General features: G+C 30.9%; 26 protein-coding genes and 1 pseudogene. 18 read left to right on the forward strand and 9 right to left on the reverse strand.

Annotation, left to right across the window (positions count from 1 at the left end):
* Positions 1 to 263: 263 nt before the first annotated feature.
* From AA076_RS05680 to ecb, 8 genes are all read left to right on the forward strand, one after another.
* Positions 264 to 878 (forward strand): succinate dehydrogenase cytochrome b558 subunit, encoded by a 615-nt coding sequence (locus tag AA076_RS05680; protein ID WP_000079317.1) that lies wholly within the window; start codon positions 264 to 266, stop codon positions 876 to 878.
* Between the two features lie 51 nt (positions 879 to 929).
* A complete protein-coding gene (gene sdhA / locus AA076_RS05685; protein ID WP_000818278.1) occupies positions 930 to 2,696 on the forward strand; it encodes a succinate dehydrogenase flavoprotein subunit in 1,767 nt (588 codons plus the stop codon).
* On the forward strand, positions 2,696 to 3,511 hold the full coding sequence (gene sdhB / locus AA076_RS05690) for a succinate dehydrogenase iron-sulfur subunit (RefSeq protein ID WP_000139712.1): 816 nt from the start codon (positions 2,696 to 2,698) through the stop codon (positions 3,509 to 3,511). Before sdhA ends, sdhB begins: the two co-directional genes overlap by 1 nt.
* Positions 3,512 to 3,746: 235 nt before the next feature.
* Positions 3,747 to 4,547: a glutamate racemase gene (gene racE / locus AA076_RS05695; protein ID WP_001039659.1), complete on the forward strand. Its 801-nt coding sequence runs from the start codon at positions 3,747 to 3,749 to the stop codon at positions 4,545 to 4,547.
* Between the two features lie 11 nt (positions 4,548 to 4,558).
* The gene (locus AA076_RS05700; RefSeq protein ID WP_000659317.1) at positions 4,559 to 5,146 is read left to right on the forward strand and encodes an XTP/dITP diphosphatase; all 588 of its coding nucleotides are present in this window, start codon (positions 4,559 to 4,561) and stop codon (positions 5,144 to 5,146) included.
* Positions 5,139 to 5,642 (forward strand): YfcE family phosphodiesterase, encoded by a 504-nt coding sequence (locus AA076_RS05705; RefSeq protein WP_000049484.1) that lies wholly within the window; start codon positions 5,139 to 5,141, stop codon positions 5,640 to 5,642. The genes AA076_RS05700 and AA076_RS05705 overlap by 8 nt, the downstream gene beginning before the upstream one ends.
* A 127-nt stretch (positions 5,643 to 5,769) precedes the next feature.
* Positions 5,770 to 5,937 carry a hypothetical protein gene (locus AA076_RS14805; protein ID WP_001791787.1) on the forward strand — a complete coding sequence of 56 codons (168 nt, stop codon included), beginning with the start codon at positions 5,770 to 5,772 and terminating at the stop codon, positions 5,935 to 5,937.
* 193 nt (positions 5,938 to 6,130) lie between these two features.
* Positions 6,131 to 6,460: a complement convertase inhibitor Ecb gene (ecb, locus tag AA076_RS05715; protein WP_000739209.1), complete on the forward strand. Its 330-nt coding sequence runs from the start codon at positions 6,131 to 6,133 to the stop codon at positions 6,458 to 6,460.
* A 316-nt stretch (positions 6,461 to 6,776) separates the two neighbouring features.
* On the opposite strand, the gene AA076_RS14810 is transcribed toward ecb, so the two are convergent.
* Together AA076_RS14810 and AA076_RS05725 are read right to left on the reverse strand one after the other, a co-directional pair.
* Positions 6,777 to 6,869, reverse strand: a complete 93-nt coding sequence (locus AA076_RS14810; protein ID WP_001791789.1) for a hypothetical protein — start codon at positions 6,867 to 6,869, stop codon at positions 6,777 to 6,779.
* A complete protein-coding gene (locus AA076_RS05725) occupies positions 6,829 to 7,230 on the reverse strand; it encodes an FPRL1 inhibitory protein FLIPr (RefSeq protein WP_000739563.1) in 402 nt (133 codons plus the stop codon). Before AA076_RS05725 ends, AA076_RS14810 begins: the two co-directional genes overlap by 41 nt.
* A gap of 671 nt (positions 7,231 to 7,901) precedes the next feature.
* Here AA076_RS05725 and AA076_RS05730 point away from each other — a divergent pair.
* From AA076_RS05730 to scb, 3 genes and pseudogenes are all read left to right on the forward strand, one after another.
* Positions 7,902 to 8,408, forward strand: a pseudogene (locus tag AA076_RS05730) (SA1002 family membrane protein).
* Between the two features lie 258 nt (positions 8,409 to 8,666).
* Positions 8,667 to 9,164 (forward strand): complement convertase inhibitor Efb, encoded by a 498-nt coding sequence (gene efb, locus AA076_RS05735; protein WP_000791587.1) that lies wholly within the window; start codon positions 8,667 to 8,669, stop codon positions 9,162 to 9,164.
* A gap of 153 nt (positions 9,165 to 9,317) precedes the next feature.
* Positions 9,318 to 9,668: a complement inhibitor SCIN-B gene (scb, locus tag AA076_RS05740; RefSeq protein ID WP_000669537.1), complete on the forward strand. Its 351-nt coding sequence runs from the start codon at positions 9,318 to 9,320 to the stop codon at positions 9,666 to 9,668.
* Positions 9,669 to 10,433: 765 nt separating this feature from the next.
* Here the strand turns inward: scb and AA076_RS05755 are convergent.
* From AA076_RS05755 to hyl, 3 genes are all read right to left on the reverse strand, one after another.
* Positions 10,434 to 10,619, reverse strand: coding sequence for a hypothetical protein (locus AA076_RS05755; protein ID WP_001032814.1), 186 nt, complete (start codon positions 10,617 to 10,619; stop codon positions 10,434 to 10,436).
* A gap of 621 nt (positions 10,620 to 11,240) precedes the next feature.
* Positions 11,241 to 11,474, reverse strand: a complete 234-nt coding sequence (locus AA076_RS05765) for a hypothetical protein (RefSeq protein WP_000231632.1) — start codon at positions 11,472 to 11,474, stop codon at positions 11,241 to 11,243.
* 476 nt (positions 11,475 to 11,950) lie between these two features.
* Positions 11,951 to 12,910 (reverse strand): alpha-hemolysin, encoded by a 960-nt coding sequence (gene hyl / locus AA076_RS05770; RefSeq protein ID WP_000857483.1) that lies wholly within the window; start codon positions 12,908 to 12,910, stop codon positions 11,951 to 11,953.
* 672 nt (positions 12,911 to 13,582) lie between these two features.
* Here hyl and AA076_RS14830 point away from each other — a divergent pair.
* Positions 13,583 to 13,729: a hypothetical protein gene (locus AA076_RS14830; RefSeq protein WP_000765708.1), complete on the forward strand. Its 147-nt coding sequence runs from the start codon at positions 13,583 to 13,585 to the stop codon at positions 13,727 to 13,729.
* The gene (locus AA076_RS05780) at positions 13,686 to 13,910 is read left to right on the forward strand and encodes a hypothetical protein (RefSeq protein ID WP_001802045.1); all 225 of its coding nucleotides are present in this window, start codon (positions 13,686 to 13,688) and stop codon (positions 13,908 to 13,910) included. The genes AA076_RS14830 and AA076_RS05780 overlap by 44 nt, the downstream gene beginning before the upstream one ends.
* Positions 13,911 to 14,466: 556 nt before the next feature.
* Here the strand turns inward: AA076_RS05780 and AA076_RS05785 are convergent.
* From AA076_RS05785 to AA076_RS05795, 3 genes are all read right to left on the reverse strand, one after another.
* Positions 14,467 to 15,183 carry a superantigen-like protein SSL12 gene (locus AA076_RS05785; RefSeq protein ID WP_000041896.1) on the reverse strand — a complete coding sequence of 239 codons (717 nt, stop codon included), beginning with the start codon at positions 15,181 to 15,183 and terminating at the stop codon, positions 14,467 to 14,469.
* A 107-nt stretch (positions 15,184 to 15,290) separates the two neighbouring features.
* Entirely contained in the window at positions 15,291 to 16,016 is a 726-nt protein-coding gene (locus tag AA076_RS05790; RefSeq protein ID WP_001063559.1) for a superantigen-like protein SSL13, read from the reverse strand.
* Positions 16,017 to 16,110: 94 nt separating this feature from the next.
* The gene (locus tag AA076_RS05795; RefSeq protein WP_000739523.1) at positions 16,111 to 16,836 is read right to left on the reverse strand and encodes a superantigen-like protein SSL14; all 726 of its coding nucleotides are present in this window, start codon (positions 16,834 to 16,836) and stop codon (positions 16,111 to 16,113) included.
* A 437-nt stretch (positions 16,837 to 17,273) separates the two neighbouring features.
* Here AA076_RS05795 and argF point away from each other — a divergent pair, with 437 nt between their 5' ends.
* The 4 genes from argF to elxI1 all read left to right on the forward strand — a co-directional run bounded on the left by argF (position 17,274) and on the right by elxI1 (position 21,493).
* Entirely contained in the window at positions 17,274 to 18,275 is a 1,002-nt protein-coding gene (gene argF, locus AA076_RS05800) for an ornithine carbamoyltransferase (protein WP_000793605.1), read from the forward strand.
* Between the two features lie 22 nt (positions 18,276 to 18,297).
* Positions 18,298 to 19,230 (forward strand): carbamate kinase, encoded by a 933-nt coding sequence (gene arcC, locus AA076_RS05805; RefSeq protein ID WP_001074342.1) that lies wholly within the window; start codon positions 18,298 to 18,300, stop codon positions 19,228 to 19,230.
* Positions 19,231 to 19,401: 171 nt separating this feature from the next.
* Positions 19,402 to 20,958, forward strand: a complete 1,557-nt coding sequence (locus tag AA076_RS05810; protein ID WP_000432077.1) for a YfcC family protein — start codon at positions 19,402 to 19,404, stop codon at positions 20,956 to 20,958.
* Positions 20,959 to 21,265: 307 nt separating this feature from the next.
* Positions 21,266 to 21,493 carry an epilancin biosynthesis-related protein ElxI1 gene (gene elxI1, locus AA076_RS05815; RefSeq protein WP_000149423.1) on the forward strand — a complete coding sequence of 76 codons (228 nt, stop codon included), beginning with the start codon at positions 21,266 to 21,268 and terminating at the stop codon, positions 21,491 to 21,493.
* A gap of 304 nt (positions 21,494 to 21,797) precedes the next feature.
* Here elxI1 and AA076_RS05820 read toward each other — a convergent pair whose 3' ends face one another.
* Positions 21,798 to 22,745, reverse strand: a complete 948-nt coding sequence (locus tag AA076_RS05820; protein WP_001239285.1) for a TDT family transporter — start codon at positions 22,743 to 22,745, stop codon at positions 21,798 to 21,800.
* 248 nt (positions 22,746 to 22,993) lie between these two features.
* Between AA076_RS05820 and AA076_RS05825 the strand changes: the two genes are divergently transcribed.
* Positions 22,994 to 23,182: a hypothetical protein gene (locus tag AA076_RS05825; protein WP_001245802.1), complete on the forward strand. Its 189-nt coding sequence runs from the start codon at positions 22,994 to 22,996 to the stop codon at positions 23,180 to 23,182.
* Positions 23,183 to 23,451: the final 269 nt, after the last annotated feature.

Here is a 23,451-nt window from a genome sequence, read left to right on the forward strand (position 1 = left end):
GTTAACAAAGTTATTTTTTTGAATGTACGTGGAAGCGTTTTCTAAATGAGAAAGTTTATCATCACAAGCAATTTTAAATATCGAATCCAAATGTTACATTGTTCGACATGCAGTTTGGTGATCGTGCAGTGTGTATTTGTCTTTAAAATGTTTCGCTTAATGATAATGACAACGCTAGAAACGATATCACTTTAGGGGGTTAAGCGTACGTTTAATATAAATAGCTCAATAAATTAAATATTCGTTCACAGGGGGGACTCCTTTTGGCTCAATCAAAAAATGAATTTTATCTAAGACGTATTCACTCGTTATTAGGTATTATCCCAATAGGTGCATTTTTGGTCGTTCATTTATTAGTGAATCACCAAGCAACACAAGGTGCTGAAGCGTTTAATAAGGCATCTAACTTTATGGAATCATTACCATTTCTAATTATTGTAGAATTTTTATTTATATACATTCCGTTGTTATATCACGGTTTGTTTGGTATACACATTGCATTTACAGCAAAAGAAAATGTTGGACATTACTCGATTTTTAGAAACTGGATGTTCTTCTTCCAAAGAGTGAGTGGTATCTTAACATTTATCTTTATTGGTATCCATTTATGGCAAACACGTTTACAAAAAGCATTTTACGGCAAAGAAGTGAATTACGATTTAATGCACGAAACATTGCAACATCCTGGATGGGCAATATTTTATATTATTTGTATTATTGCTGTTGTGTTCCACTTTGCAAATGGCTTATGGTCATTCTTAGTTACTTGGGGTGGACTTCAATCTCCAAAATCACAACGAGTATTTACATGGGTTTCATTAATCGTATTTTTAGTTATTTCGTATATTGGTGTTACTGCAATTATTGCCTTTATGTAATACATCGCATTTAACAAATATAGATTGAAAATTTAGGGGAGTGAAATTTTTATGGCAGAGAAACATCTTATTGTTGTCGGAGGTGGCCTAGCGGGCTTAATGTCAACAATTAAAGCGGCAGAAAAAGGTGCACATGTAGATTTGTTCTCAGTTGTACCAGTAAAGCGTTCGCACTCTGTTTGTGCCCAAGGTGGCATTAATGGTGCGGTCAATACTAAAGGGGAAGGCGATTCTCCTTGGATTCACTTTGATGATACAGTGTATGGTGGCGATTTCCTTGCAAACCAACCACCTGTTAAAGCGATGACAGAGGCAGCACCTAAAATTATTCATTTATTAGACCGTATGGGCGTAATGTTCAATAGAACAAATGAAGGTCTATTAGATTTTAGACGTTTCGGTGGTACATTACATCACAGAACAGCATATGCAGGGGCAACAACTGGACAACAATTATTATATGCATTGGATGAACAAGTTCGTGCATATGAAGTAGATGGATTAGTTACGAAGTATGAAGGATGGGAATTCCTTGGCATAGTTAAAGGTGACGATGATAGTGCAAGAGGTATCGTTGCACAAAATATGACAACTGCTGAGATTGAAACATTTGGTTCAGATGCAGTTATTATGGCAACGGGTGGCCCTGGTATTATTTTCGGTAAAACAACAAACTCAATGATTAATACAGGATCAGCGGCTTCCATTGTTTACCAACAAGGCGCTATTTATGCTAATGGTGAGTTCATTCAAATTCATCCTACTGCAATCCCTGGTGATGATAAACTGCGACTAATGAGTGAATCAGCACGTGGTGAAGGTGGACGAATTTGGACATATAAAGATGGTAAGCCTTGGTACTTCTTAGAAGAGAAATATCCTGATTATGGTAACTTAGTACCTCGTGATATCGCAACGCGTGAAATTTTCGATGTATGTATTAACCAAAAATTAGGTATAAATGGCGAAAACATGGTATATCTTGATTTGTCACATAAAGATCCACATGAGTTAGATGTAAAACTAGGTGGTATCATTGAGATTTATGAAAAATTCACTGGTGATGACCCACGCAAAGTACCAATGAAGATTTTCCCAGCTGTTCACTATTCAATGGGTGGTCTATATGTAGATTATGATCAAATGACAAATATTAAAGGGTTATTTGCAGCTGGAGAATGTGACTTCTCTCAACATGGTGGTAACCGCTTAGGTGCCAATTCATTGTTATCAGCGATTTATGGTGGTACAGTAGCAGGTCCAAACGCGATTGATTATATTTCAAATATTGATCGATCATATACTGATATGGACGAAAGTATTTTTGAAAAGCGTAAAGCTGAAGAGCAAGAACGTTTTGATAAATTATTAGCTATGCGCGGTACAGAAAATGCATATAAATTACACCGTGAACTTGGTGAAATTATGACAGCAAATGTAACTGTTGTTCGTGAAAATGAAAAACTGTTAGAAACAGATAAAAAGATTGTTGAATTGATGAAACGTTATGAAGATATTGATATGGAAGATACTCAAACTTGGAGTAACCAAGCGGTATTCTTTACCCGTCAACTATGGAACATGTTAGTACTTGCACGTGTTATTACGATTGGTGCATATAACCGTAACGAATCACGCGGTGCCCATTATAAACCAGAATTCCCAGAGCGTAATGATGAAGAGTGGTTAAAAACGACAATGGCCTCATTCCAAGGCGCATTTGAAAAACCGCAGTTTACTTATGATGACGTCGATGTGAGTTTAATACCACCTCGTAAACGTGATTACACAAGTAAGTCTAAAGGGGGTAAAAAATAATGACTGAACAATCAGTGAAAAACACTCCACAACATGAAACACAATCTAAACCGAAACAAAAAACAGTAAAATTAATTATTAAACGACAAGATACAAGTGATTCTAAGCCTTATGAAGAAACATTTGAAATTCCATATCGTGAAAATTTAAACGTCATTGCTTGTTTAATGGAAATTAGACGTAACCCAGTTAATATTAAAGGTGAAAAAACAACACCTGTTGTCTGGGATATGAACTGCTTAGAAGAAGTATGTGGAGCATGTTCTATGGTTATCAATGGTCGTGCAAGACAATCTTGTTCTGCGATTGTTGATCAATTAGAACAACCTATTCGTTTAGAGCCAATGAATACTTTCCCAGTTATCCGTGACTTACAAGTTGATCGTTCTAGAATGTTCGATAACTTAAAACGTATGAAAGCATGGATCCCAATTGATGGAACGTATGATTTAGGTCCGGGACCACGTATGCCAGAGAAAAAACGTCAAACAGCTTATGAATTATCTAAATGTATGACATGTGGTGTATGTTTAGAGGTTTGTCCTAATGTTACTGAAAATAATAAATTCGTTGGTGCACAAGCAATCTCGCAAGTTCGTTTGTTTAATTTGCACCCAACAGGATCTATGACTAAAGATGAACGTTTAAATGCATTAATGGGTACTGGTGGCTTACAGCAGTGTGGTAATTCACAAAACTGTGTTAATGCTTGCCCTAAAGGTATTCCATTAACAACATCCATTGCAGCAATGAACAGAGAAACAACATTCCACATGTTTAAATCATTCTTTGGTTCAGACCATGAAGTAGAATAAAAATTAATCCCTTTTGAGTTAAAATGTTATGTTCCTTTCAAAATTAAATTGAATGGAGATACACAATAACTTGGAAGGGATTTTTTTAATAAGCAGATTACATGACAATATGATAGTGGGCTGATTTAAAATAAATATTATAATGACAAAAATGGTAAACACAGTGCATAATACTAAAATCCAATGCTTAGTTATGATAAACTAAAAATTAAATTAAAAGTAAGGATGACCGAATATGAATAAACCAATAGGTGTAATAGACTCTGGTGTCGGAGGTTTGACAGTAGCTAAAGAAATTATGCGTCAGTTGCCAAATGAGACGATTTATTACTTAGGTGATATTGGACGATGTCCATATGGGCCAAGACCAGGAGAACAAGTAAAACAATATACAGTTGAAATCGCTCGTAAATTAATGGAATTTGATATAAAAATGCTCGTGATTGCTTGTAATACAGCAACTGCTGTAGCTTTAGAATATTTACAAAAGACCTTATCAATCCCAGTGATTGGCGTAATTGAACCAGGTGCTAGAACAGCAATAATGACTACTAGAAATCAAAATGTATTAGTACTAGGAACGGAAGGCACAATTAAATCTGAAGCATATCGTACGCATATTAAACGTATCAATCCACATGTAGAGGTACATGGCGTTGCCTGTCCAGGTTTTGTGCCACTTGTAGAACAAATGAGATATAGTGATCCAACAATTACAAGCATTGTCATTCATCAAACACTGAAACGTTGGCGTAATAGTGAGTCTGATACTGTCATTTTAGGATGTACCCACTATCCATTGCTCTATAAACCTATCTATGATTATTTTGGTGGTAAAAAGACAGTGATTTCGTCTGGATTAGAAACGGCTCGTGAAGTTAGTGCATTGCTAACATTTAGTAATGAACATGCAAGTTATACTGAACATCCAGATCATCGATTTTTTGCAACAGGTGATCCTACTCACATTACTAACATTATCAAAGAGTGGTTAAATTTATCTGTCAATGTGGAACGTATATCAGTGAATGACTAGGAGGATTTTTAATGAAAGAGATTGTTATTGCATCGAATAATCAAGGGAAAATAAATGACTTTAAAGTAATATTTCCAGATTACCACGTAATAGGTATTTCAGAACTAATACCAGATTTTGATGTGGAAGAAACAGGATCAACATTTGAAGAAAATGCTATATTAAAATCAGAAGCTGCTGCAAAAGCATTGAATAAAACGGTCATAGCTGATGACAGTGGACTAGAAGTTTTTGCATTAAATGGTGAGCCAGGTATATACTCTGCACGTTATGCTGGTGAAAATAAAAGCGATGAAGCAAATATTGAAAAATTATTAAATAAGCTTGGTAATACAACTGATCGTCGTGCGCAATTTGTTTGTGTCATAAGTATGAGTGGCCCTGATATGGAAACAAAAGTATTTAAAGGTACTGTTTCAGGTGAAATTGCAGATGGAAAATATGGCGAAAATGGTTTCGGATATGATCCGATATTTTATGTACCGAAATTAGATAAAACCATGGCTCAACTTTCAAAAGAACAAAAAGGGCAAATTAGTCATAGACGAAATGCGATTAATTTACTTCAAGCTTTTCTTGAAGGTGATAAAAATGTCTAAATGGATTATTGTGAGTGATAACCATACTGAATCAGGCGTTTTATATCAAATTTATGAAATGCACCCAGATGCAGATGTATATTTACATTTAGGAGATTCAGAATTCGCGTATGATGATACGGAACTTAGCTTATTTAATAGAGTAAAAGGCAATTGTGATTTTTACCCAGAATTTGAAAATGAAGCGGTCGCAAAATATAATGACGTGAAAGCATTTTATACTCATGGACATTTATATCAAGTCAATCGAACAAGAGATTTATTAGCTGAAAAAGGACTTGAATTAGGTTGTTTGTTTGCATTTTATGGACATACACATGTGGCAAAATATGAGTATATTAATGGTGTTCATGTTATTAATCCTGGAAGTATATCTCAATCTAGAAGTTCAATGGAAGAAACATATGCTGAAGTTATTATTGATGATCAAACTTTACATGGCACCATCAATTTCAAAAATCGACATCACGAAACAATCAGTCATACTACTTTTTAAATAGAAGTAGCTATGGCTTTTTTTAGTTTATAGACTGATTTAACTAGGAGGTCGTGTCATGAATGTTTGTTTAAAAGTATTTCTGACAATTTTATAAGATAATTGGAATGAATAACACATTTATGTTATGAAAAGAATTGTAATTTTGGAGAATGTGATTGTTGATAACCCTATATGGTTGAATCATGTTGATTATTTGGTTAAAAGTGTATTATTAAAAAGTATAAAATTAAGATTCCAAGAAGTCAGGAAATTTGAAATTTTAGTTAAAATCATGAATCGTATACATATTTAAAAGGATTTCTAAAGTCATAAATTATATCAATAATTTGATGGTTAAAATATGGAGTAGCAAAATTCTTGAAATTCAGAAATGTAGTGACACAAATATTAATGTTTAGTTAATAAATAGTTAATGTAGTTTTTTGTATCTGTCTATTATTATAAATATATACAAAATAAATATTTGAGGATAGGTGTTATTAATTATGAAAAAGAATTTTATTGGGAAATCAATTTTAAGCATAGCTGCTATTAGTTTAACGGTATCAACGTTTGCCGGTGAATCTCATGCACAAACTAAAAACGTTGAAGCTGCTAAAAAATATGATCAGTATCAAACAAACTTTAAAAAACAAGTAAATAAAAAAGTTGTGGATGCACAAAAAGCTGTAAACTTTTTCAAACGTACAAGAACTGTTGCAACACACCGTAAAGCACAAAGAGCTGTTAATTTAATTCATTTCCAACACAGTTATGAAAAGAAAAAATTACAAAGACAAATCGATCTAGTTTTAAAATATAATACTTTAAAATAATTGATAGAAGCCATGCTATAGAGTGTGGCTTTTTGCTATATCCAAAGGTATAATTATTTTATAATATTGTGTTTATTTGAATGGTGAGCTTATTGGGATAAATAATATAAATAATTACTTAAAAGTGAATGCAATAGTTGTTTATGTTTTGAACAAGCGAGGTGGCTATTGTGAAAAGGAAATCGAATGTATTAACAATCATAAAAATTGTAACGGATATAGTGGCAACCGTGTTAATCATACGTGCTTTATTAAACAGTCGTAAAGATGCTAAATAAATTGGAAGTTACTTAAAATAAAAAAGCACGCCAATACGTTAGCATTGTTTTCTAACGTTTGGCGTACAACTATTTAATTCAGTATGTTTTTTAATACCAAGTAATCGAGTCGATTTCACCGTTTTTAACAACTTTAATATTTTTTCTGTTCTCTTCTAAAGGACGAGTTAAGTCAAAAGTATAGTAATCTCTAGGACCACCATCTTTAATTCTGACAACTGCTTTCTTCACATCACCTTGGCTTAATTTTTTAACAATAAGGTACAGATCATTAACAGTTTCAGCTTTGTAAGGAGTTAGATTTTTATCAGACTCTTTCATTAACTTATCAATACGTTCATCGTCCTTTTTAGCTTGATCTGCTAAATTTTTTGCGATTTCTAAACCTTTCCATTCATAACTAAAGAAAGCTTTAGCATCATTAGTTTGAGTTAAAAGACCTGCAGCGATTACTGTAGATGCGATAATAGTTTTTGTGATATTTTTTTTCATAATAAGTTCTCCCTGTAAAATAAATTTGTACTTACTAATGCGAGTACACTGCTATTTTACAAACGGTTTCATACATTTACCAGTTAACACTTCATTAATTAAAATTAAGTGCAAATTAATAAGGTTTAATGCAATCGAAAAAGAATAATGATGAATTTGATGGTATTATTTTTATTTGAGGTATTATTGAATTTGTTGATAGTATAATAATAGTAGTAAACGTCACTCAACTATGATTGAATAATTTTTATTGCTAAAACGATATTTACATTTCTCTACATTTTGTTTGCTAAGTTGGATAGACAAACACTCCAAATTGTTATACATATAGCTGTTTTGATATATATTTTTTATAAAACAAAGAAATGATTCATAGTAGAGAAGTAATTAATATGTATAATTTTACTTATAAAGAAATAAGAGATATATTCTAATTATGGTTGATATGTTATGATTAATATATAAGTTAAAAATTATACTATTTAATTGAATTATGCATTTTCGAAGTAAACATAATTCAACACTTACATTTTTAAATAGATAAAATAGTGTAAAATCACGTGCCAAGATTACTATAGAGTAGGCATTGAGTATTATTGGCAATCACTTAAGTGATTGTTATTTTTCGTGGTCAATAATAAAGATATAAATAAATATATTGAGGTCAAACGATGATAATTAAAATTTTAACAATTCTATTACTACTTTGTATATTGAGCTATTTGGTTACAAATAGAAAGAAGCCTTTTCTGTTCTTAAAGACACTCTTTATGGGTGTGGTATTTATCTTTATAGGATATATTTCACTGGCAATATCTGCCGTAATTATTTATGGTATTATTCAATTTATCACAATTGATTTTGGTAGTTTTTTCTTAATGGGTATTATATTGATCTTGATTTCAAGTATATTCCAATTATTTATAGTTAGATTACTTTTTAGAAAAAAGAATGTCGATTTGACAGAGGTTGTCGTTTTAGAGCATTTAATTCAATAGTTCTTAGTTTACTTTGCGATCTATCAAGCAGTAAATGAAAAAATGGACATTAATGATATTAATATCGACAATTTCCAATCTGTCTTTTTTGACGTGTCTAATTTGAATTTAGTAATTCTACCAACGTTAATCATTAGCTGGGTCACAATATTTAACTATAGAATGAGAAGTTACAAATAAAATCTATGAGATTATACCTTCAGACACCAACATTCAAATGGTGTCTTTTTTGTTGTGTGGTTTTATTTTTGAAATTCGAAAAAGTAGAGGCATGAATTTTTTGACTAGTGTATAAGTGCTGATGAGTCACAAGATAGATAGCTATATTTTGTCTATATTATAAAGTGTTTATAGTTAATTAATAATTAGTTAATTTCAAAAGTTGTATAAATAGGATAACTTAATAAATGTAAGATAATAATTTGGAGGATAATTAACATGAAAAATAAATTGATAGCAAAATCTTTATTAACATTAGCGGCAATAGGTATTACTACAACTACAATTGCGTCAACAGCAGATGCGAGCGAAGGATACGGTCCAAGAGAAAAGAAACCAGTGAGTATTAATCACAATATCGTAGAGTACAATGATGGTACTTTTAAATATCAATCTAGACCAAAATTTAACTCAACACCTAAATATATTAAATTCAAACATGACTATAATATTTTAGAATTTAACGATGGTACATTCGAATATGGTGCACGTCCACAATTTAATAAACCAGCAGCGAAAACTGATGCAACTATTAAAAAAGAACAAAAATTGATTCAAGCTCAAAATCTTGTGAGAGAATTTGAAAAAACACATACTGTCAGTGCACACAGAAAAGCACAAAAGGCAGTCAACTTAGTTTCGTTTGAATACAAAGTGAAGAAAATGGTCTTACAAGAGCGAATTGATAATGTATTAAAACAAGGATTAGTTAAATAAAACTTCAATCGTTGCTGTTATCTGGAAATAATTAATTAAATGTTATGTTAATTTTTGTTAATGAAAAAAGTAATCTATTTAATGACAGGTTAATGTAATTGTCCTGAAATTGACTATATACTCAGTAAGTATCAATTTTAAGGAGAGCTTATAATGAAATTTAAAAAATATATATTAACAGGAACATTAGCATTACTTTTATCATCAACTGGGATAGCAACTATAGAAGGGAATAAAGCAGATGCAAGTAGTCTGGACAAATATTTAACTGAAAGTCAGTTTCATGATAAACGCATAGCAGAAGAATTAAGAACTTTACTTAACAAATCGAATGTATATGCATTAGCTGCAGGAAGCTTAAATCCATATTATAAACGTACGATTATGATGAATGAATATAGAGCTAAAGCGGCACTTAAGAAAAATGATTTCGTATCAATGGCTGATGCTAAAGTTGCATTAGAAAAAATATACAAAGAAATTGATGAAATTATAAATAGATAATAAATAAAACAGGTTGAGACAAAAAATGGTCTTAACCTGTTTTCAATTTGCATATGTGATAAATTCTATATCAAAATGCTTATGTATAATGAATGACATTTAAAAGTAGGGGAGACAAATATAAATACAATAGTTCCTAGGATTACTCTCAAAATAACTATATCAATTATTTACTTTGCTCTCCTATTTTTTAAAATATGTACATGTTTAAACAATCAAAAGTGTACAATATTAAATTATCATTTCCAGTTCTAGTGCTATATTGGTAGTAGTTGACTAAATGAAAATAAGCTTATAACAAGTTTTTTCAATACTCGTGGGGCCACAACAGAGAGAAATAGGATCACCAATTCCAACAGACAATGCAAGTTGGGGTGGGGCCCAACACAGAAGCTGGCGAAAAGTCAGCATACAAAAATGTGCAAGTTGGCGGGGCCACAACAGAGAGAAATAGGATCACCAATTCCAACAAACAATGCAAGTTGGCGGGGGCCCCAACATAGAAGCTGGCGAAAAGTCAGCTTACAAAAATGTGCAAGTTGGCGGGGCCCCAACATAGAGAAATTGGAACCCCAATTTCTACAGACAATGCAAGTTGGGGTAGGACATCGATAAAGAAATACTTTTTCTTTAGCAATTAGTATTTCTTATGCATGAGCTTTACTCATGTATTCATTTTTTAAGTACACATTAGCTACAGCTAATGATAAAGAACCACTACATAATAAATCATTAGTGGTTCTTTATCATTTCTATCTCACTCTTTTACTGGAAGAAAAAGTTTACGTTTGTAGAACATGCCACAATACCAAAAATAATTAAGAAAAATAAGACGATAAGCATGATGACACTTTTCAAACAACCTCTATCAGTTTCTTTCGATTTTCTTTGTTGAACCTTTTTATAATCTTCAAGTAGTTTTGCGGCTTTTTTATTTATATGTTTATTCATGATGTTGACTCCTTATAATATATGTTTAATTCATTAAAATAGTTGAAAACATGACTTGAAATAAAGATATAAAGCTAAAGTAAGGATGTTCAATTGTTTCAAATTTTATGAAAGTATAACGTTAAATATGTTAATTTGATGATGATATTTGCTTTTTATTTTCCAAATGGAATTTACTTAAACTGATGCATTAAAATATTAATGAAGCACTAGAATACATAAATGAATAGTAATGGTGCACAGTATAGAATAATTAAGGCTATATTAAGTATAAATATCGTTAACTGTAAGTTATCTTTAGTTTTAATATAAACTATTAGGATAATCGACGTAAGAAGAATCATATATATTAATGATGAAGAAGTCCATACAAAATCCGCATCATTTGTTGTTAATAATGGGACTATAATTAATCCGAAATTAATCATGCATGCTATATATACTATAATGTTATACACAATGTTAATTTTTGTTCACCACCTTATACTTCTATTTTAAAAACTTCTTTATAATGATATATTGTTTAATGTTGAAATAATTAGATTATCTAATTTTCATTTGCTTTACATGTAAAAGGCTATATATAGTATGCTCTTTATGATTCTAAATGCTTTTTAATATTTAATGCTCATCAACATTTGGATTTTGAATATTCAATTCAAAAACTTTATTAGCTACGTCAATTGTAAAATCAGAACCATAGTTGACATGAGCTACTTTTAATTTTCCATCTAAATAATAGATTGCGATTGCAACATCGTAAAATTCGTCAATGACAAATAAACTCTTTTCGTTTGTTACAACCTCATGCTCTCCTGAGTATACAACGTTAATTTCCCAATCATTAAAAACCATTTGTTAACCTCCTTGAACATTTAAATTGATTCAACTTAAGTTTAACTTATTCATACAACTTCGTACAATATCTAGATGAACATTAATTGTATTTCTAGAAATCTTTTTCAATTATATGTACTAATTATACTTTTAAATTTCTTATTTCAGTATAGTTTTAAAACGATTTTAAAATAATTCTGCAAATATATTAACACATAATGTGTTCAAAAAGTTTTGAACAATTTCAAAACTTTTATATAAAGGGTTTGACAACATGGAATTCAAATTTCTTATTTTAAAAATTACCTCATATAGTGTCATGTTTAGTCTAATTTTTAAGTCAGGAAAGCAAATCAAGTAGATAGTTTAAATTAAAAATATCATAAGTTAATTAAACTAAATTCAGTATAAAAATTAGCCGAAAAACATCATTTCTGAAGTTATCGGCTAAAGTTATAAATTATATTTATTTGTACATGAACAAATAATTTACATTAATTTGTCATTTCTTCTTTTTCCCAATCGATTTTATATCTTTCTGAAGAACGATCTATCCATTTATCTTTAGTATTGGTACCTTTCCAATTTGTTGAAGTCCAGTGCAATTGGTAGTCATCACGAACTCGTTCGTATATTACATCTATATTTGTTTGTTGTTTGGATGCTTTTCTATCCATAGTAATAACTGTAGCGAAGTCTGGTGAAAACCCTGAAGATAATAGAGAACTTGCTTTGTTAGGATCAAGGAAGTTATCTGCTGCTTTCATAGAGCCATTTCTAGTTTTCATGAAAAGTTGATTGCCATATACCGGGTTCCAAGAATCTCTATCATATGGTCCCCAATTTTGATTCACCATATTGTTAAATATCACTTTCCAGCCTACTTTTTTATCAGTTGGGCTCTCTAAAATTGTTTTGAAATCAGGTTGAACATATTTCAGTGTATGACCAATCGAAACATTTGCACCAATAAGGCCGCCAATTTTTCCTGTATCATCACCAGTAACATTACCGTTGAATCCATAAGTTAAAGTACTCATATACTCTTTTGTATCAATCGAATTTCTTGGATAGTAATCAGATATTTGAGCTACTTCATTATCAGGTAGTTGCAACTGTACCTTAAAGGCTGAAGGCCAGGCTAAACCACTTTTGTTAGCACCTTCTTCGCTATAAACTCTATATTGACCAGCAATGGTACCTTTCGTTCTAATAACTAGCAGTTTTTTATTATGATTTTTATCATCGATAAAACTATAAAATACTTTTTTGTGCATGCCATTTTCTTTATCATAAGTGACTAAATCACCTGTTTTTACTGTAGTATTGCTTCCAATATCTGTAGTACCGGTTTTAATATTAATATCAGAATCTGCGGCATTAGCGACAGGATTCATTAATATGGAACCTAGCAATAGTGTTGTTGTTACTGAGCTGACTATACGTGTTTTCATTTTCATCATCCTTCTATTTTTTAAAACGATTTGAGGAAACAATAATCAATATGTCAATTTAGAATATTGCAGTTGAGACATATCAAATATTTATAATCGTTTATATTAGTATATTTAATGTAGCAACTGATAAATTACTGAGTGATGATGAGTGATTATTTTAAGAATATGTTTTTAACTTTTATTTAAAATTTGAAAGGAAGCATTTCAATTTCGAGGGTTAGTCAAAGTTGAATAAATTCTTTATGAAACAAGGAAAAGACATAGCTAATTTTATTGATTAATTTCTTTAAAACTAATGATTTGTTTGATTTAAAAATGTAATCGATTACAATATAAAAATACAAATATCTTAGAATTAAATCAATTAATTAACTATTAAATAAAAATTAACTATATATTAACTAGTGTAAATTAATAAATAGAAATAGAGAAAAAGGGTATTAATTATGTTTGGAATTTCGTCGGGAATAAATTTTGCCATTACATAGAAATATCTAATAGATAACGAAAAAGTATCGTATGTATTTTTAATATAGTGTAAAATATTATATGTAAAATAAAATGTAGGTTTTTAGTTAGAGGCATTATAAGAAAATTTTGAGTATAGGTTAGCTTTTAATTATGAATCTTATTGAAATTTGATTAATAAAAATATGATAGGGGATTAAAATGAAACTATTTTATATCGTATTTCTTATTATTATATGGCTGAATATATTTTTAGGAAATGAAATCATCCATACACTGACTGTTTTAATAACAACATTGTATATTGTTAATTCAAGAAAGGGGATTAAAAATGACAGAGTTGAATAATATTATAAACTCTCTTCAATCTTTGTTTGAGTCTGAATCAGGCTATAAAATTTCGAAAAATTCAGGAGTTCCATATCAAACAGTACAAGATTTAAGAAATGGGAAAACCAAACTAGAAGATGCTAGATTTAGAACGATTATTAAACTTTATAGTTACTATGTCTCATTAAAAGAACACTAATCATGGGACAATAAAGTATTGCTATAATAATTTAATCATTAAATGAAGGAATAGAGCCTAAGACATAATAAATCAATGTCTTAGGCTCTACAATATTATATTGGTAGTAGTTGACCGAATGAAAATGCCCATGTAACAAGCATTTTTCAATTATAGGCGGGGCCCCAACATAGAGAATTTCAAAAAGAAATTCTACAGACAATGCAAGTTGGGGTGGGCCCCAACACAGAAGCTGACGAAAAGTCAGCTTACAATAATGTGCAAGTTGGCGGGGCCCCAACATAGTGAAATTGGATTCCCAATTTCTACAGACAATGCAAGTTGGCGGGGCCCCAACATAGAAGCTGGCGGAAAGTCAGCTTACAATAATGTGCAAGTTGGGGAGTGACAACGAAATAAATTTTATAAAATACTATTTCTGTCACATTCCTACTCCCAATTCCATTTAAATATATAGAAAATTTTACCTATTATATACATCATACACTTTAAAAATTATCATTTAAATAATCTGATTTGGAATTAAAGTGCATGAAGTATAAGTCACCTTCATATACTAATCAAAGAGGACGTCAACAGTTATTTTATTAGGATTTTTAACATAAACATTTGCTAGATCTGAATGTAATCTTTTGCTTAAATCAATAGTGTAGTTATTACCGCCACCGGTGATCTTAAGCTTACCTTTATTACGATTTTCGTTATATAATATTTTATTTTTTATTAACGCTTCTCGTGCACGGAAATCGATTTCTTTCAATGTTAATACTGGTTTATTGCCTTGGTATATTTTATGCGCACCAATAATCGTTTGTAGTTTATCTTTGTATTGCACAAAAAGATTATAAGTTTTATCAGAAGGTTTTGCGGCTGGTGTAACGCCACCTGTAAATGTCTCTCTATAAGACCACCATAACTGATCAGTATCTTTGTCTTTTAGTCCAAACACATCTACGTAACGATCTTTTAACTGATTAATATTTCCCCAACTTTCAGCGCCCCATAAAGATATATGTGCTGACCATGAATATCTCTTAAGTTCAACATAAATGTTTCCATTATCATATTGATATAGCCATTTATTTGAAAATGAAAAATGAGGCTGTGTGTAATATTTAATTAATTCATTGATGTTAGTTTCATCTTGACCAATGCTATAAGCTTTAGCTTCAGAGTAAAAACTAAATACTGGTTTTTGATTTTGAGGTAATACAGTACCTAATAGTAATAATGTTGTCGTTAAAATTATATTTTTCGTGATGTTCTTACTCATTAGAACATCTCCTTTCAGAGGAATCATGATACGAGGAATAAGAAATTTAAATGTGAGCGAAGTCAATATAGTATTTGCGATTATTTTTATTAACTCCATTATTATTGTTAGTTTGATTTTTCGAGGATAACTTCAATTTTTGCATTTTGAGGTTTTTTAACATATCTATTTGCATCAGTTGATGGCAACCTTTTACTTAAATCTATTGTGTAGTTATTGTCTGCACCTGTTATTTTAATTTGTCCTTTATTATAAGAATTATTATATAATTTTTTACTTTTAATTAATGTTTGACGAATACGAAAATCTAATTCTTTTAAAGTTAAAACAGGCTTATTGCCTTCATAAACTGGAAATCCGCCAGTAAACGTTTCTGCTTTATCTTTATATGTTACATTCAGTTTATAGTGTTTATCGTTAGATGTTGCTGCAGGAGTAACACCACCAGTAAACGTTTCTTGAGATAATGCAAAAGAATCAATGGTTTCTTGGTCTTTTATGCCAAAAATATCAACGCTTTTATTTCTTAATTGGTTGATATTGCCCCAACTTTCAGGTCCATAAACTTGAATATGACTATACCAAGAAAACTGTAACAACGTTGCATGAATCGTACCGTTATCTTTTTGCCATAACGTACTGTTAGAGAAGGTTAAATATTTTTGCGAGTAATATTTAGTTAACTCATTAACGTTAGTTTCGTTTTGATTTATATAATAAGCTTTCGCTTCAGATGAAGAATTGATAGGTGTATTAGGAAATTGTGTAGATGCTGTACCTAATAGTAACAATGTTGTTGATAAAATAATTTTTTTCGTGATGTTATTGTTCATTCGAATTTCTCCTTTGAGTATTGTTGGAATGTTTAATTATAAAAAGGGGTTAATTAGATAATTGAAATTATCCGCATTTACAAAAGGTAATAGGTTAGTTAGATTTTTCGAGTATGACTTCAATTTCTGCATTACGAGGATTTTTAACATAACGGTTTGTGTCAGTTAATTTTAACTTTTTACTTAAATCAATCGTGTAATTATTTCCATCAGCAGTTATCTTAATTTGACCTTTATTAAATTCTCCGTTATATAACTTTTTATTTTTTATTAATGTTTGACGAATACGGAAATCTAATTCTTTTAAAGTTAATACTGGTTTATTTCCTTTGTAAAATTCATGTCCACCGATGATAGTTTGTTGTTTATCACTATATTTTAAAAATAGTCTATAAGGCTTATCAGATGAAGTAGCTGCTGGCGTAACACCACCAGTAAATGTTTCATCATAAGTCCAGTAACCTTCAACTGTGTCCTCATCTTTAGTTCCAAATATATCAACGTATTTATTTCTTAACTGATTAATGTTTCCCCAACTCTCGGATCCAAACACTTGAATATGACTATACCAAACCCACGTTTGCAATGTTGCATGAATGCTACCATTGGGCTTTTGCCATAACCATTTTCCAGATAATGAAAAATGCGGCTGAGTGTAATATTTGATTAGTTCATTGATATTAGTCTCGTTTTCACTGATATTATAGGCTTTTGCTTCAGATGAAAAACTGATTGGTGTTTTAGGAAGTTGTGTTGATGTAGTTTCTAAAAGTAACAATGCTGTTGATAAAACTAATTTATTCATGATGTTCTTTTTCATATGAAAATCTCCTTTGCGTGAATTACCCAAAGTATATAAGCTATTACACCGATTCGGAATTAAATAAAAGCTAAAACTATGTTAAATAAACTTAAACAGTTAGTAGTGTTATTTAAGCAAAACTTATCATTTTTAAGTTTTGGACAGAAACAGTATCTAATAAAGTAGGCGGGAGTTATATATTAAAAACGATACGTTAGAATTATTCTCTAATCAATTGTATTAAATTGTTTGATAATTGAATTTTCTAACTACTTGAAAAATAGTTATACTTTAAATGTAGTACTTATTTTAATTATTTCCTACTACTTAAATTTAATATTAATAAAATGTTCATTTAATTATTGATAAAATATTACAAATTTTAATAGTAGGTTGTGTTTATTTTGTATGCGCTTACAATTTAGGTGTAACTAAAATAAAAGGAGTTGTTATTAATGAAAAATTTACGAAACAGAAGTTTTTTAACTTTATTAGACTTTTCACGACAAGAGGTAGAATTCTTATTAACACTCTCCGAGGATTTAAAACGTGCTAAATATATTGGCACTGAAAAGCCTATGTTAAAAAATAAAAATATTGCACTGTTATTTGAAAAAGATTCTACAAGAACGCGATGTGCATTTGAAGTTGCAGCGCATGATCAAGGTGCAAATGTAACTTATTTAGGCCCAACTGGATCACAAATGGGTAAAAAAGAAACAACTAAAGATACTGCACGTGTGCTTGGTGGAATGTATGATGGCATTGAATACCGTGGTTTTTCACAAAGAACAGTAGAAACTTTAGCTGAGTATTCAGGCGTACCAGTGTGGAATGGTTTAACTGATGAAGATCATCCTACTCAAGTTCTTGCTGATTTCTTAACAGCAAAAGAAGTCTTAAAAAAAGATTATGCAGATATTAACTTTACATATGTTGGAGATGGTCGTAATAACGTTGCAAATGCATTAATGCAAGGTGCTGCCATTATGGGTATGAACTTCCATTTAGTTTGTCCAAAAGAATTAAATCCAACAGATGAATTATTAAATCGCTGTAAAAATATTGCCGCTGAAAATGGTGGCAACATATTAATCACAGATGATATTGACCAAGGTGTAAAAGGTTCGGATGTAATTTACACTGATGTTTGGGTATCAATGGGTGAACCTGATGAAGTATGGAAAGAACGACTTGAATTATTGAAACCATATCAAGTAAATAAAGAAATAATGGATAAAACTGGTAATCCAAATGTTATTTTTGAGCATTGCTTACCATCTTTCCATAATGCTGATACGAAAATAGGTCAACAAATTTTTGAAAAATATGGTATTCGAGAAATGGAAGTTACAGATGAAGTATTCGAAAGTAAAGCTTCAGTTGTATTCCAAGAAGCTGAGAACAGAATGCATACAATCAAAGCAGTCATGGTTGCTACATTGGGTGAATTTTAAATGATATAAGGAAGTGAATATGATGGCGAAAATAGTAGTAGCATTAGGTGGTAATGCTTTAGGAAAATCACCTCAAGAACAACTCGAGCTTGTTAAAAATACTGCGAAATCATTAGTAGGATTAATAACAAAAGGACATGAGATTGTTATTAGTCATGGTAATGGACCACAGGTTGGAAGCATTAATTTGGGACTTAACTATGCTGCAGAACATAACCAAGGTCCGGCATTTCCATTTGCTGAATGTGGCGCAATGAGTCAAGCTTACATCGGCTATCAATTACAAGAAAGCTTACAAAATGAATTGCATTCTATTGGAATGGATAAACAAGTGGTAACACTAGTGACACAAGTTGAAGTTGATGAAAATGATCCGGCATTTAACAATCCTTCAAAACCAATTGGGTTATTTTACAACAAAGAAGAAGCTGAACAAATTCAAAAAGAAAAAGGATTTATATTTGTTGAAGATGCTGGAAGAGGATATAGACGCGTTGTTCCTTCACCACAACCCATCTCTATTATTGAATTAGAGAGTATTAAAACACTTATTAAAAATGATACACTCGTTATTGCTGCTGGTGGTGGAGGTATACCAGTAATTAGAGAGCAACATGATGGTTTTAAAGGTATTGATGCAGTTATAGACAAAGATAAAACAAGTGCGTTGTTGGGTGCTAATATTCAATGCGATCAATTGATTATTTTAACAGCAATTGATTATGTATATATTAATTTTAACACTGAAAACCAACAGCCTTTGAAAACAACAAATGTTGATGAATTAAAACGATATATAGACGAAAATCAATTTGCAAAAGGAAGTATGTTACCAAAAATTGAAGCAGCCATATCATTTATTGAAAACAATCCAAAAGGAAGTGTGCTTATAACATCATTAAATGAATTAGATGCTGCCTTAGAGGGTAAAGTAGGTACTGTGATTAAAAAGTAATTGAATTGAAACGCTTTTCAATTACTATATGTCAAATGCATGATTTTTATTATTTATGTGCACCCCCTGAAAATAATGCCTCTATTTTGATGCGGGGTGCACTTTCTTAATTTATATTTATAAAATCTTTAAGGTAGAAATGCTAGGTTAAATGTCGAAGGAGATGAAACCGTGGAAAATACAATTAATGAAAGTGAAAAGAAAAAACGATTTAAATTAAAAATGCCAGGTGCATTTATGATTTTATTCATTTTAACGGTTGTTGCAGTTATAGCAACATGGGTTATTCCTGCTGGTGCATATTCTAAACTTTCTTACGAACCTTCATCCCAAGAACTAAAGATAGTTAACCCTCATAACCAAGTGAAAAAGGTTCCGGGTACGCAACAGGAACTAGACAAAATGGGGGTTAAAATTAAGATTGAACAATTTAAATCAGGTGCAATTAATAAGCCGGTATCAATTCCGAATACTTATGAAAGATTAAAGCAACATCCAGCTGGACCAGAACAAATAACAAGTAGCATGGTTGAAGGTACGATAGAAGCGGTCGATATCATGGTATTCATTCTTGTACTAGGGGGACTTATTGGCGTAGTTCAAGCCAGTGGTTCTTTTGAATCGGGATTGTTAGCTTTAACGAAGAAAACAAAAGGGCATGAATTTATGCTAATTGTGTTTGTATCAATACTAATGATTATCGGCGGGACATTATGTGGTATTGAAGAAGAAGCTGTAGCATTTTATCCGATTTTAGTCCCTATATTTATAGCGTTAGGATACGATTCTATCGTTTCAGTTGGTGCCATATTCCTTGCCAGCTCTGTCGGTAGTACATTTTCAACTATTAACCCGTTCTCGGTTGTAATTGCCTCTAATGCCGCTGGTACAACTTTTACGGATGGCTTGTATTGGAGAATAGGTGCTTGTATTGTCGGTGCGATTTTTGTTATTAGTTATTTATATTGGTACTGTAAAAAAATTAAAAACGATCCTAAAGCGTCATATTCTTATGAAGACAAAGATGCTTTTGAACAGCAATGGTCTGTATTAAAAGATGACGATAGTGCCCATTTTACTTTGCGTAAGAAGATAATCCTTACATTATTTGTACTACCATTTCCAATTATGGTATGGGGAGTTATGACGCAAGGTTGGTGGTTCCCAGTTATGGCTTCAGCATTTTTAATATTTACAATTATAATAATGTTTATTGCTGGGACAGGTAAATCTGGATTGGGAGAAAAAGGAACTGTAGATGCATTTGTCAATGGTGCATCAAGTTTAGTAGGTGTATCTTTAATTATTGGTTTAGCTCGAGGTATTAATTTAGTGTTGAATGAAGGTATGATTTCAGATACAATCTTACACTTTTCATCATCTTTAGTTCAACATATGAGTGGACCATTATTTATCATCGTATTACTATTTATTTTCTTCTGTTTAGGTTTTATCGTGCCATCATCTTCTGGCTTAGCGGTATTATCAATGCCTATCTTTGCACCACTAGCTGATACAGTAGGTATACCAAGATTCGTCATCGTTACGACATATCAATTTGGTCAATATGCGATGTTATTCTTAGCGCCGACTGGACTTGTTATGGCCACACTACAAATGTTAAACATGCGATATTCACATTGGTTCCGATTTGTATGGCCGGTAGTTGCTTTTGTATTGATTTTCGGTGGCGGAGTACTAATTACGCAAGTACTAATTTATTCATAATTTGAAATGCTATATTATAAAAAATACTAATGGGGTTTTATGCATCTCGTAGGTTTGTAGAAATACTAAACTAAGCGAGGTGCATTATTATTTTTGATTAAGAAAATAATGACGGTAATGATAACACTAGTAAGTAATTGATACAATGCTCTATTTAATAATGATATTTTTAAAATTTGTTTTTAATGTAATGTTAGATCTATGGTATATTATATTTATCGTGGTAAATATGTATTTGCTGTAAACAGTTTTTGTAACACATGATACATATGGTTGTGAAAATAGCATATATAAAGGATGGCTATAAATGACACATTTGACAAAGGTTTTAGATACACTAACTGGAATATGCGTAGTATTATTATTTAGTAAATATTTTGTGGCGTATGCAAATATGGTGTTTGATTGGAATTTAAGATGGTATTTGCTAGAAAACATACCACATTTGCCAATTATATTATTTATTCTGATGTTTATTTTCGGAGTACCTTCTGAAATGATAAAAGATAGGCAAAGGAAAAATAACGGTGTTTAATTTATCGATATTTAGAGGTGATAAAATTTGTCAACTATTACAAAGACTAAAATAAAAATCTTTATTAATTATTTTATTGGTATATTAGCCTTGGCGTTTGCTGCTTATATATTATTTAAATAAAGGTTAGAGTGAAACGTGTTTATGAACTAGACGTTCTAGTATAGTTACTACAGCTTTAGTCAGAAGGTATCATTGATAAGATCATATTAAATCAAAGAGGCATTGATATACACTAAAAAGAGGCAAGATTACCTGCCTCTTTTTAGTTATTAAATATACGTGTTAATTCTTGGTAATAGTGTTACTGAGACGCATTACGAAGAAATTTATCTTGTTTTTCCTTTTTTAAAAAGAAGTGAAGATATCCTATAAAGACTCTAAGTACTATTACAGTGGCTAATAACACTTCGATAAACAAAAGACCTTTCCAAATGTCTGGAAACATAAGTACAGGCAAACTGTTCTTTAAAGCAGTTGCTGAGATTACTAAAGGGAATGTGAAAGCTGAAAATACGGGCGAAAAAGGTTCTTTTAGTAATTTAGGCAATTGTATAATGATATAAAAATAAAATATTTGAGCTAATAGTAAAAATATAATTACGATAAAAGCATTCGCCTTAGGAAAAGCTATAACATATGCTGCAGCGACTAAAGAAAATGGTGCACAAATTGTCGATGTGTTCGGTTTGATTGACGTCTGCAATGGAAATGCTTTTAATCGCTTGAAAACTATAGGTAAGACAATACAAGTAGCTACAAAGCCATATATTACTGTTAATTGACCTATGAAAAAATATCCGCTAACGGGTGCCGTCAATCCTGCGATAGCAATACCAATAAAAAGTACAGTCCACGAAGGATAAACATTTTCAAGTGAAAAATCTTTTAAATATTTTATTGAAAAAATAATCATATGCGTCATAATTCCCACAAGGCATAAAATCCAAATAGGCGTTATTAAGCTATTGATAAAAGTTATGTTACTAAAAAATGTATTTAAATAAGTAGTACCTAAAAAGCCAGACATGAAAAATGTTGTGAACACTGATGAAACTAGAGGACTGTTTAATTGTTCTTTCACATTATTAAAATATTTGATCATAGTACATAAAAGGTGAATCCAAATCAAGAAAGCAAAGATTCCGCAAACAGCGTTTAAAGTAAGAGATAAGTCTTTTAATAGATTACCCAGGCCTAATAATCCTAAGACTAGTCCTGACGTTACTAGAGGTGCTTTTTGAAGTCTCATGATTTACAACCTTTCTTATGTGATTTTCTTCACTAATTATATCATGATAGCTATGGCCAATTAATAAGAAGAGTGTGTACTATTACGTTATTAGAGTATGTATATTGGATTGATAGACACATAATTGACATTTAAATCTCAAAATTAATGATATTTGAGGTATGCTTTGCAACCTAAATATTGGAATATGTGGAAAAGTAATTATTTAATTTAAATGATGATTGAAGATTTACAAGGGGGTGTACAAAATGAGAAATCAAATTCAAAAACTATTAGACAGTGATTTGAGCAGTTTACATATATCGAAACAAACAGGAGTTCCACAAAGCACAATACACAGAATGAGAAAAAATGAAAGATCATTAGACAATATGTCATTGAAAAACGCTGAACTACTTTATAAATTTGCCAATAGTATATTTAGCAATGAAAATTAAGAAGAATAATTAGTGAGTTAAATAATTAAAAAACCACGTCTCGATGGACGTGGTTATTTTTTTTAGATGTATATAATTATAATTATAGGATTTCGGGCCCCTGAAAAGTCCCTAAAATTTTGAATAGTATCAAAATCTATAGGAATAATATAATAATAAAAATCTCTACGCATGCAAATGGTGAGTGTTAAAAATCTTGGTGTAGTGTTGGTGTAGTTCAGGTGCAGTATAGATGAAATTTGAGCACAAAATTACTTAATTAAAAATGT

It is taken from the genome of Staphylococcus aureus (genome assembly GCF_001027105.1).
GTDB lineage: Bacteria > Bacillota > Bacilli > Staphylococcales > Staphylococcaceae > Staphylococcus > Staphylococcus aureus.

What these genes read in the sequence shown, in the direction of transcription:
- scb (WP_000669537.1), top strand. Translation starts at nt 9,318, where the DNA reads ATGAAATTTAAAAAATATATATTAACAGGAACATTAGCATTACTTTTA.
- AA076_RS05725 (WP_000739563.1), bottom strand. Translation starts at nt 7,230, where the DNA reads ATGAAAAAAAATATCACAAAAACTATTATCGCATCTACAGTAATCGCT.
- AA076_RS05790 (WP_001063559.1), bottom strand. Translation starts at nt 16,016, where the DNA reads ATGAACAATAACATCACGAAAAAAATTATTTTATCAACAACATTGTTA.
- AA076_RS05820 (WP_001239285.1), bottom strand. Translation starts at nt 22,745, where the DNA reads ATGAGACTTCAAAAAGCACCTCTAGTAACGTCAGGACTAGTCTTAGGA.
- racE (WP_001039659.1), top strand. Translation starts at nt 3,747, where the DNA reads ATGAATAAACCAATAGGTGTAATAGACTCTGGTGTCGGAGGTTTGACA.
- sdhB (WP_000139712.1), top strand. Translation starts at nt 2,696, where the DNA reads ATGACTGAACAATCAGTGAAAAACACTCCACAACATGAAACACAATCT.
- AA076_RS05700 (WP_000659317.1), top strand. Translation starts at nt 4,559, where the DNA reads ATGAAAGAGATTGTTATTGCATCGAATAATCAAGGGAAAATAAATGAC.
- sdhA (WP_000818278.1), top strand. Translation starts at nt 930, where the DNA reads ATGGCAGAGAAACATCTTATTGTTGTCGGAGGTGGCCTAGCGGGCTTA.
- elxI1 (WP_000149423.1), top strand. Translation starts at nt 21,266, where the DNA reads ATGACACATTTGACAAAGGTTTTAGATACACTAACTGGAATATGCGTA.
- AA076_RS05765 (WP_000231632.1), bottom strand. Translation starts at nt 11,474, where the DNA reads ATGGTTTTTAATGATTGGGAAATTAACGTTGTATACTCAGGAGAGCAT.
- AA076_RS05705 (WP_000049484.1), top strand. Translation starts at nt 5,139, where the DNA reads ATGTCTAAATGGATTATTGTGAGTGATAACCATACTGAATCAGGCGTT.
- AA076_RS14830 (WP_000765708.1), top strand. Translation starts at nt 13,583, where the DNA reads ATGAAACTATTTTATATCGTATTTCTTATTATTATATGGCTGAATATA.
- argF (WP_000793605.1), top strand. Translation starts at nt 17,274, where the DNA reads ATGAAAAATTTACGAAACAGAAGTTTTTTAACTTTATTAGACTTTTCA.
- efb (WP_000791587.1), top strand. Translation starts at nt 8,667, where the DNA reads ATGAAAAATAAATTGATAGCAAAATCTTTATTAACATTAGCGGCAATA.
- AA076_RS05795 (WP_000739523.1), bottom strand. Translation starts at nt 16,836, where the DNA reads ATGAAAAAGAACATCATGAATAAATTAGTTTTATCAACAGCATTGTTA.
- AA076_RS14805 (WP_001791787.1), top strand. Translation starts at nt 5,770, where the DNA reads ATGAAAAGAATTGTAATTTTGGAGAATGTGATTGTTGATAACCCTATA.
- ecb (WP_000739209.1), top strand. Translation starts at nt 6,131, where the DNA reads ATGAAAAAGAATTTTATTGGGAAATCAATTTTAAGCATAGCTGCTATT.
- AA076_RS05785 (WP_000041896.1), bottom strand. Translation starts at nt 15,183, where the DNA reads ATGAGTAAGAACATCACGAAAAATATAATTTTAACGACAACATTATTA.
- AA076_RS05755 (WP_001032814.1), bottom strand. Translation starts at nt 10,619, where the DNA reads ATGAATAAACATATAAATAAAAAAGCCGCAAAACTACTTGAAGATTAT.
- arcC (WP_001074342.1), top strand. Translation starts at nt 18,298, where the DNA reads ATGGCGAAAATAGTAGTAGCATTAGGTGGTAATGCTTTAGGAAAATCA.
- AA076_RS05825 (WP_001245802.1), top strand. Translation starts at nt 22,994, where the DNA reads ATGAGAAATCAAATTCAAAAACTATTAGACAGTGATTTGAGCAGTTTA.
- hyl (WP_000857483.1), bottom strand. Translation starts at nt 12,910, where the DNA reads ATGAAAACACGTATAGTCAGCTCAGTAACAACAACACTATTGCTAGGT.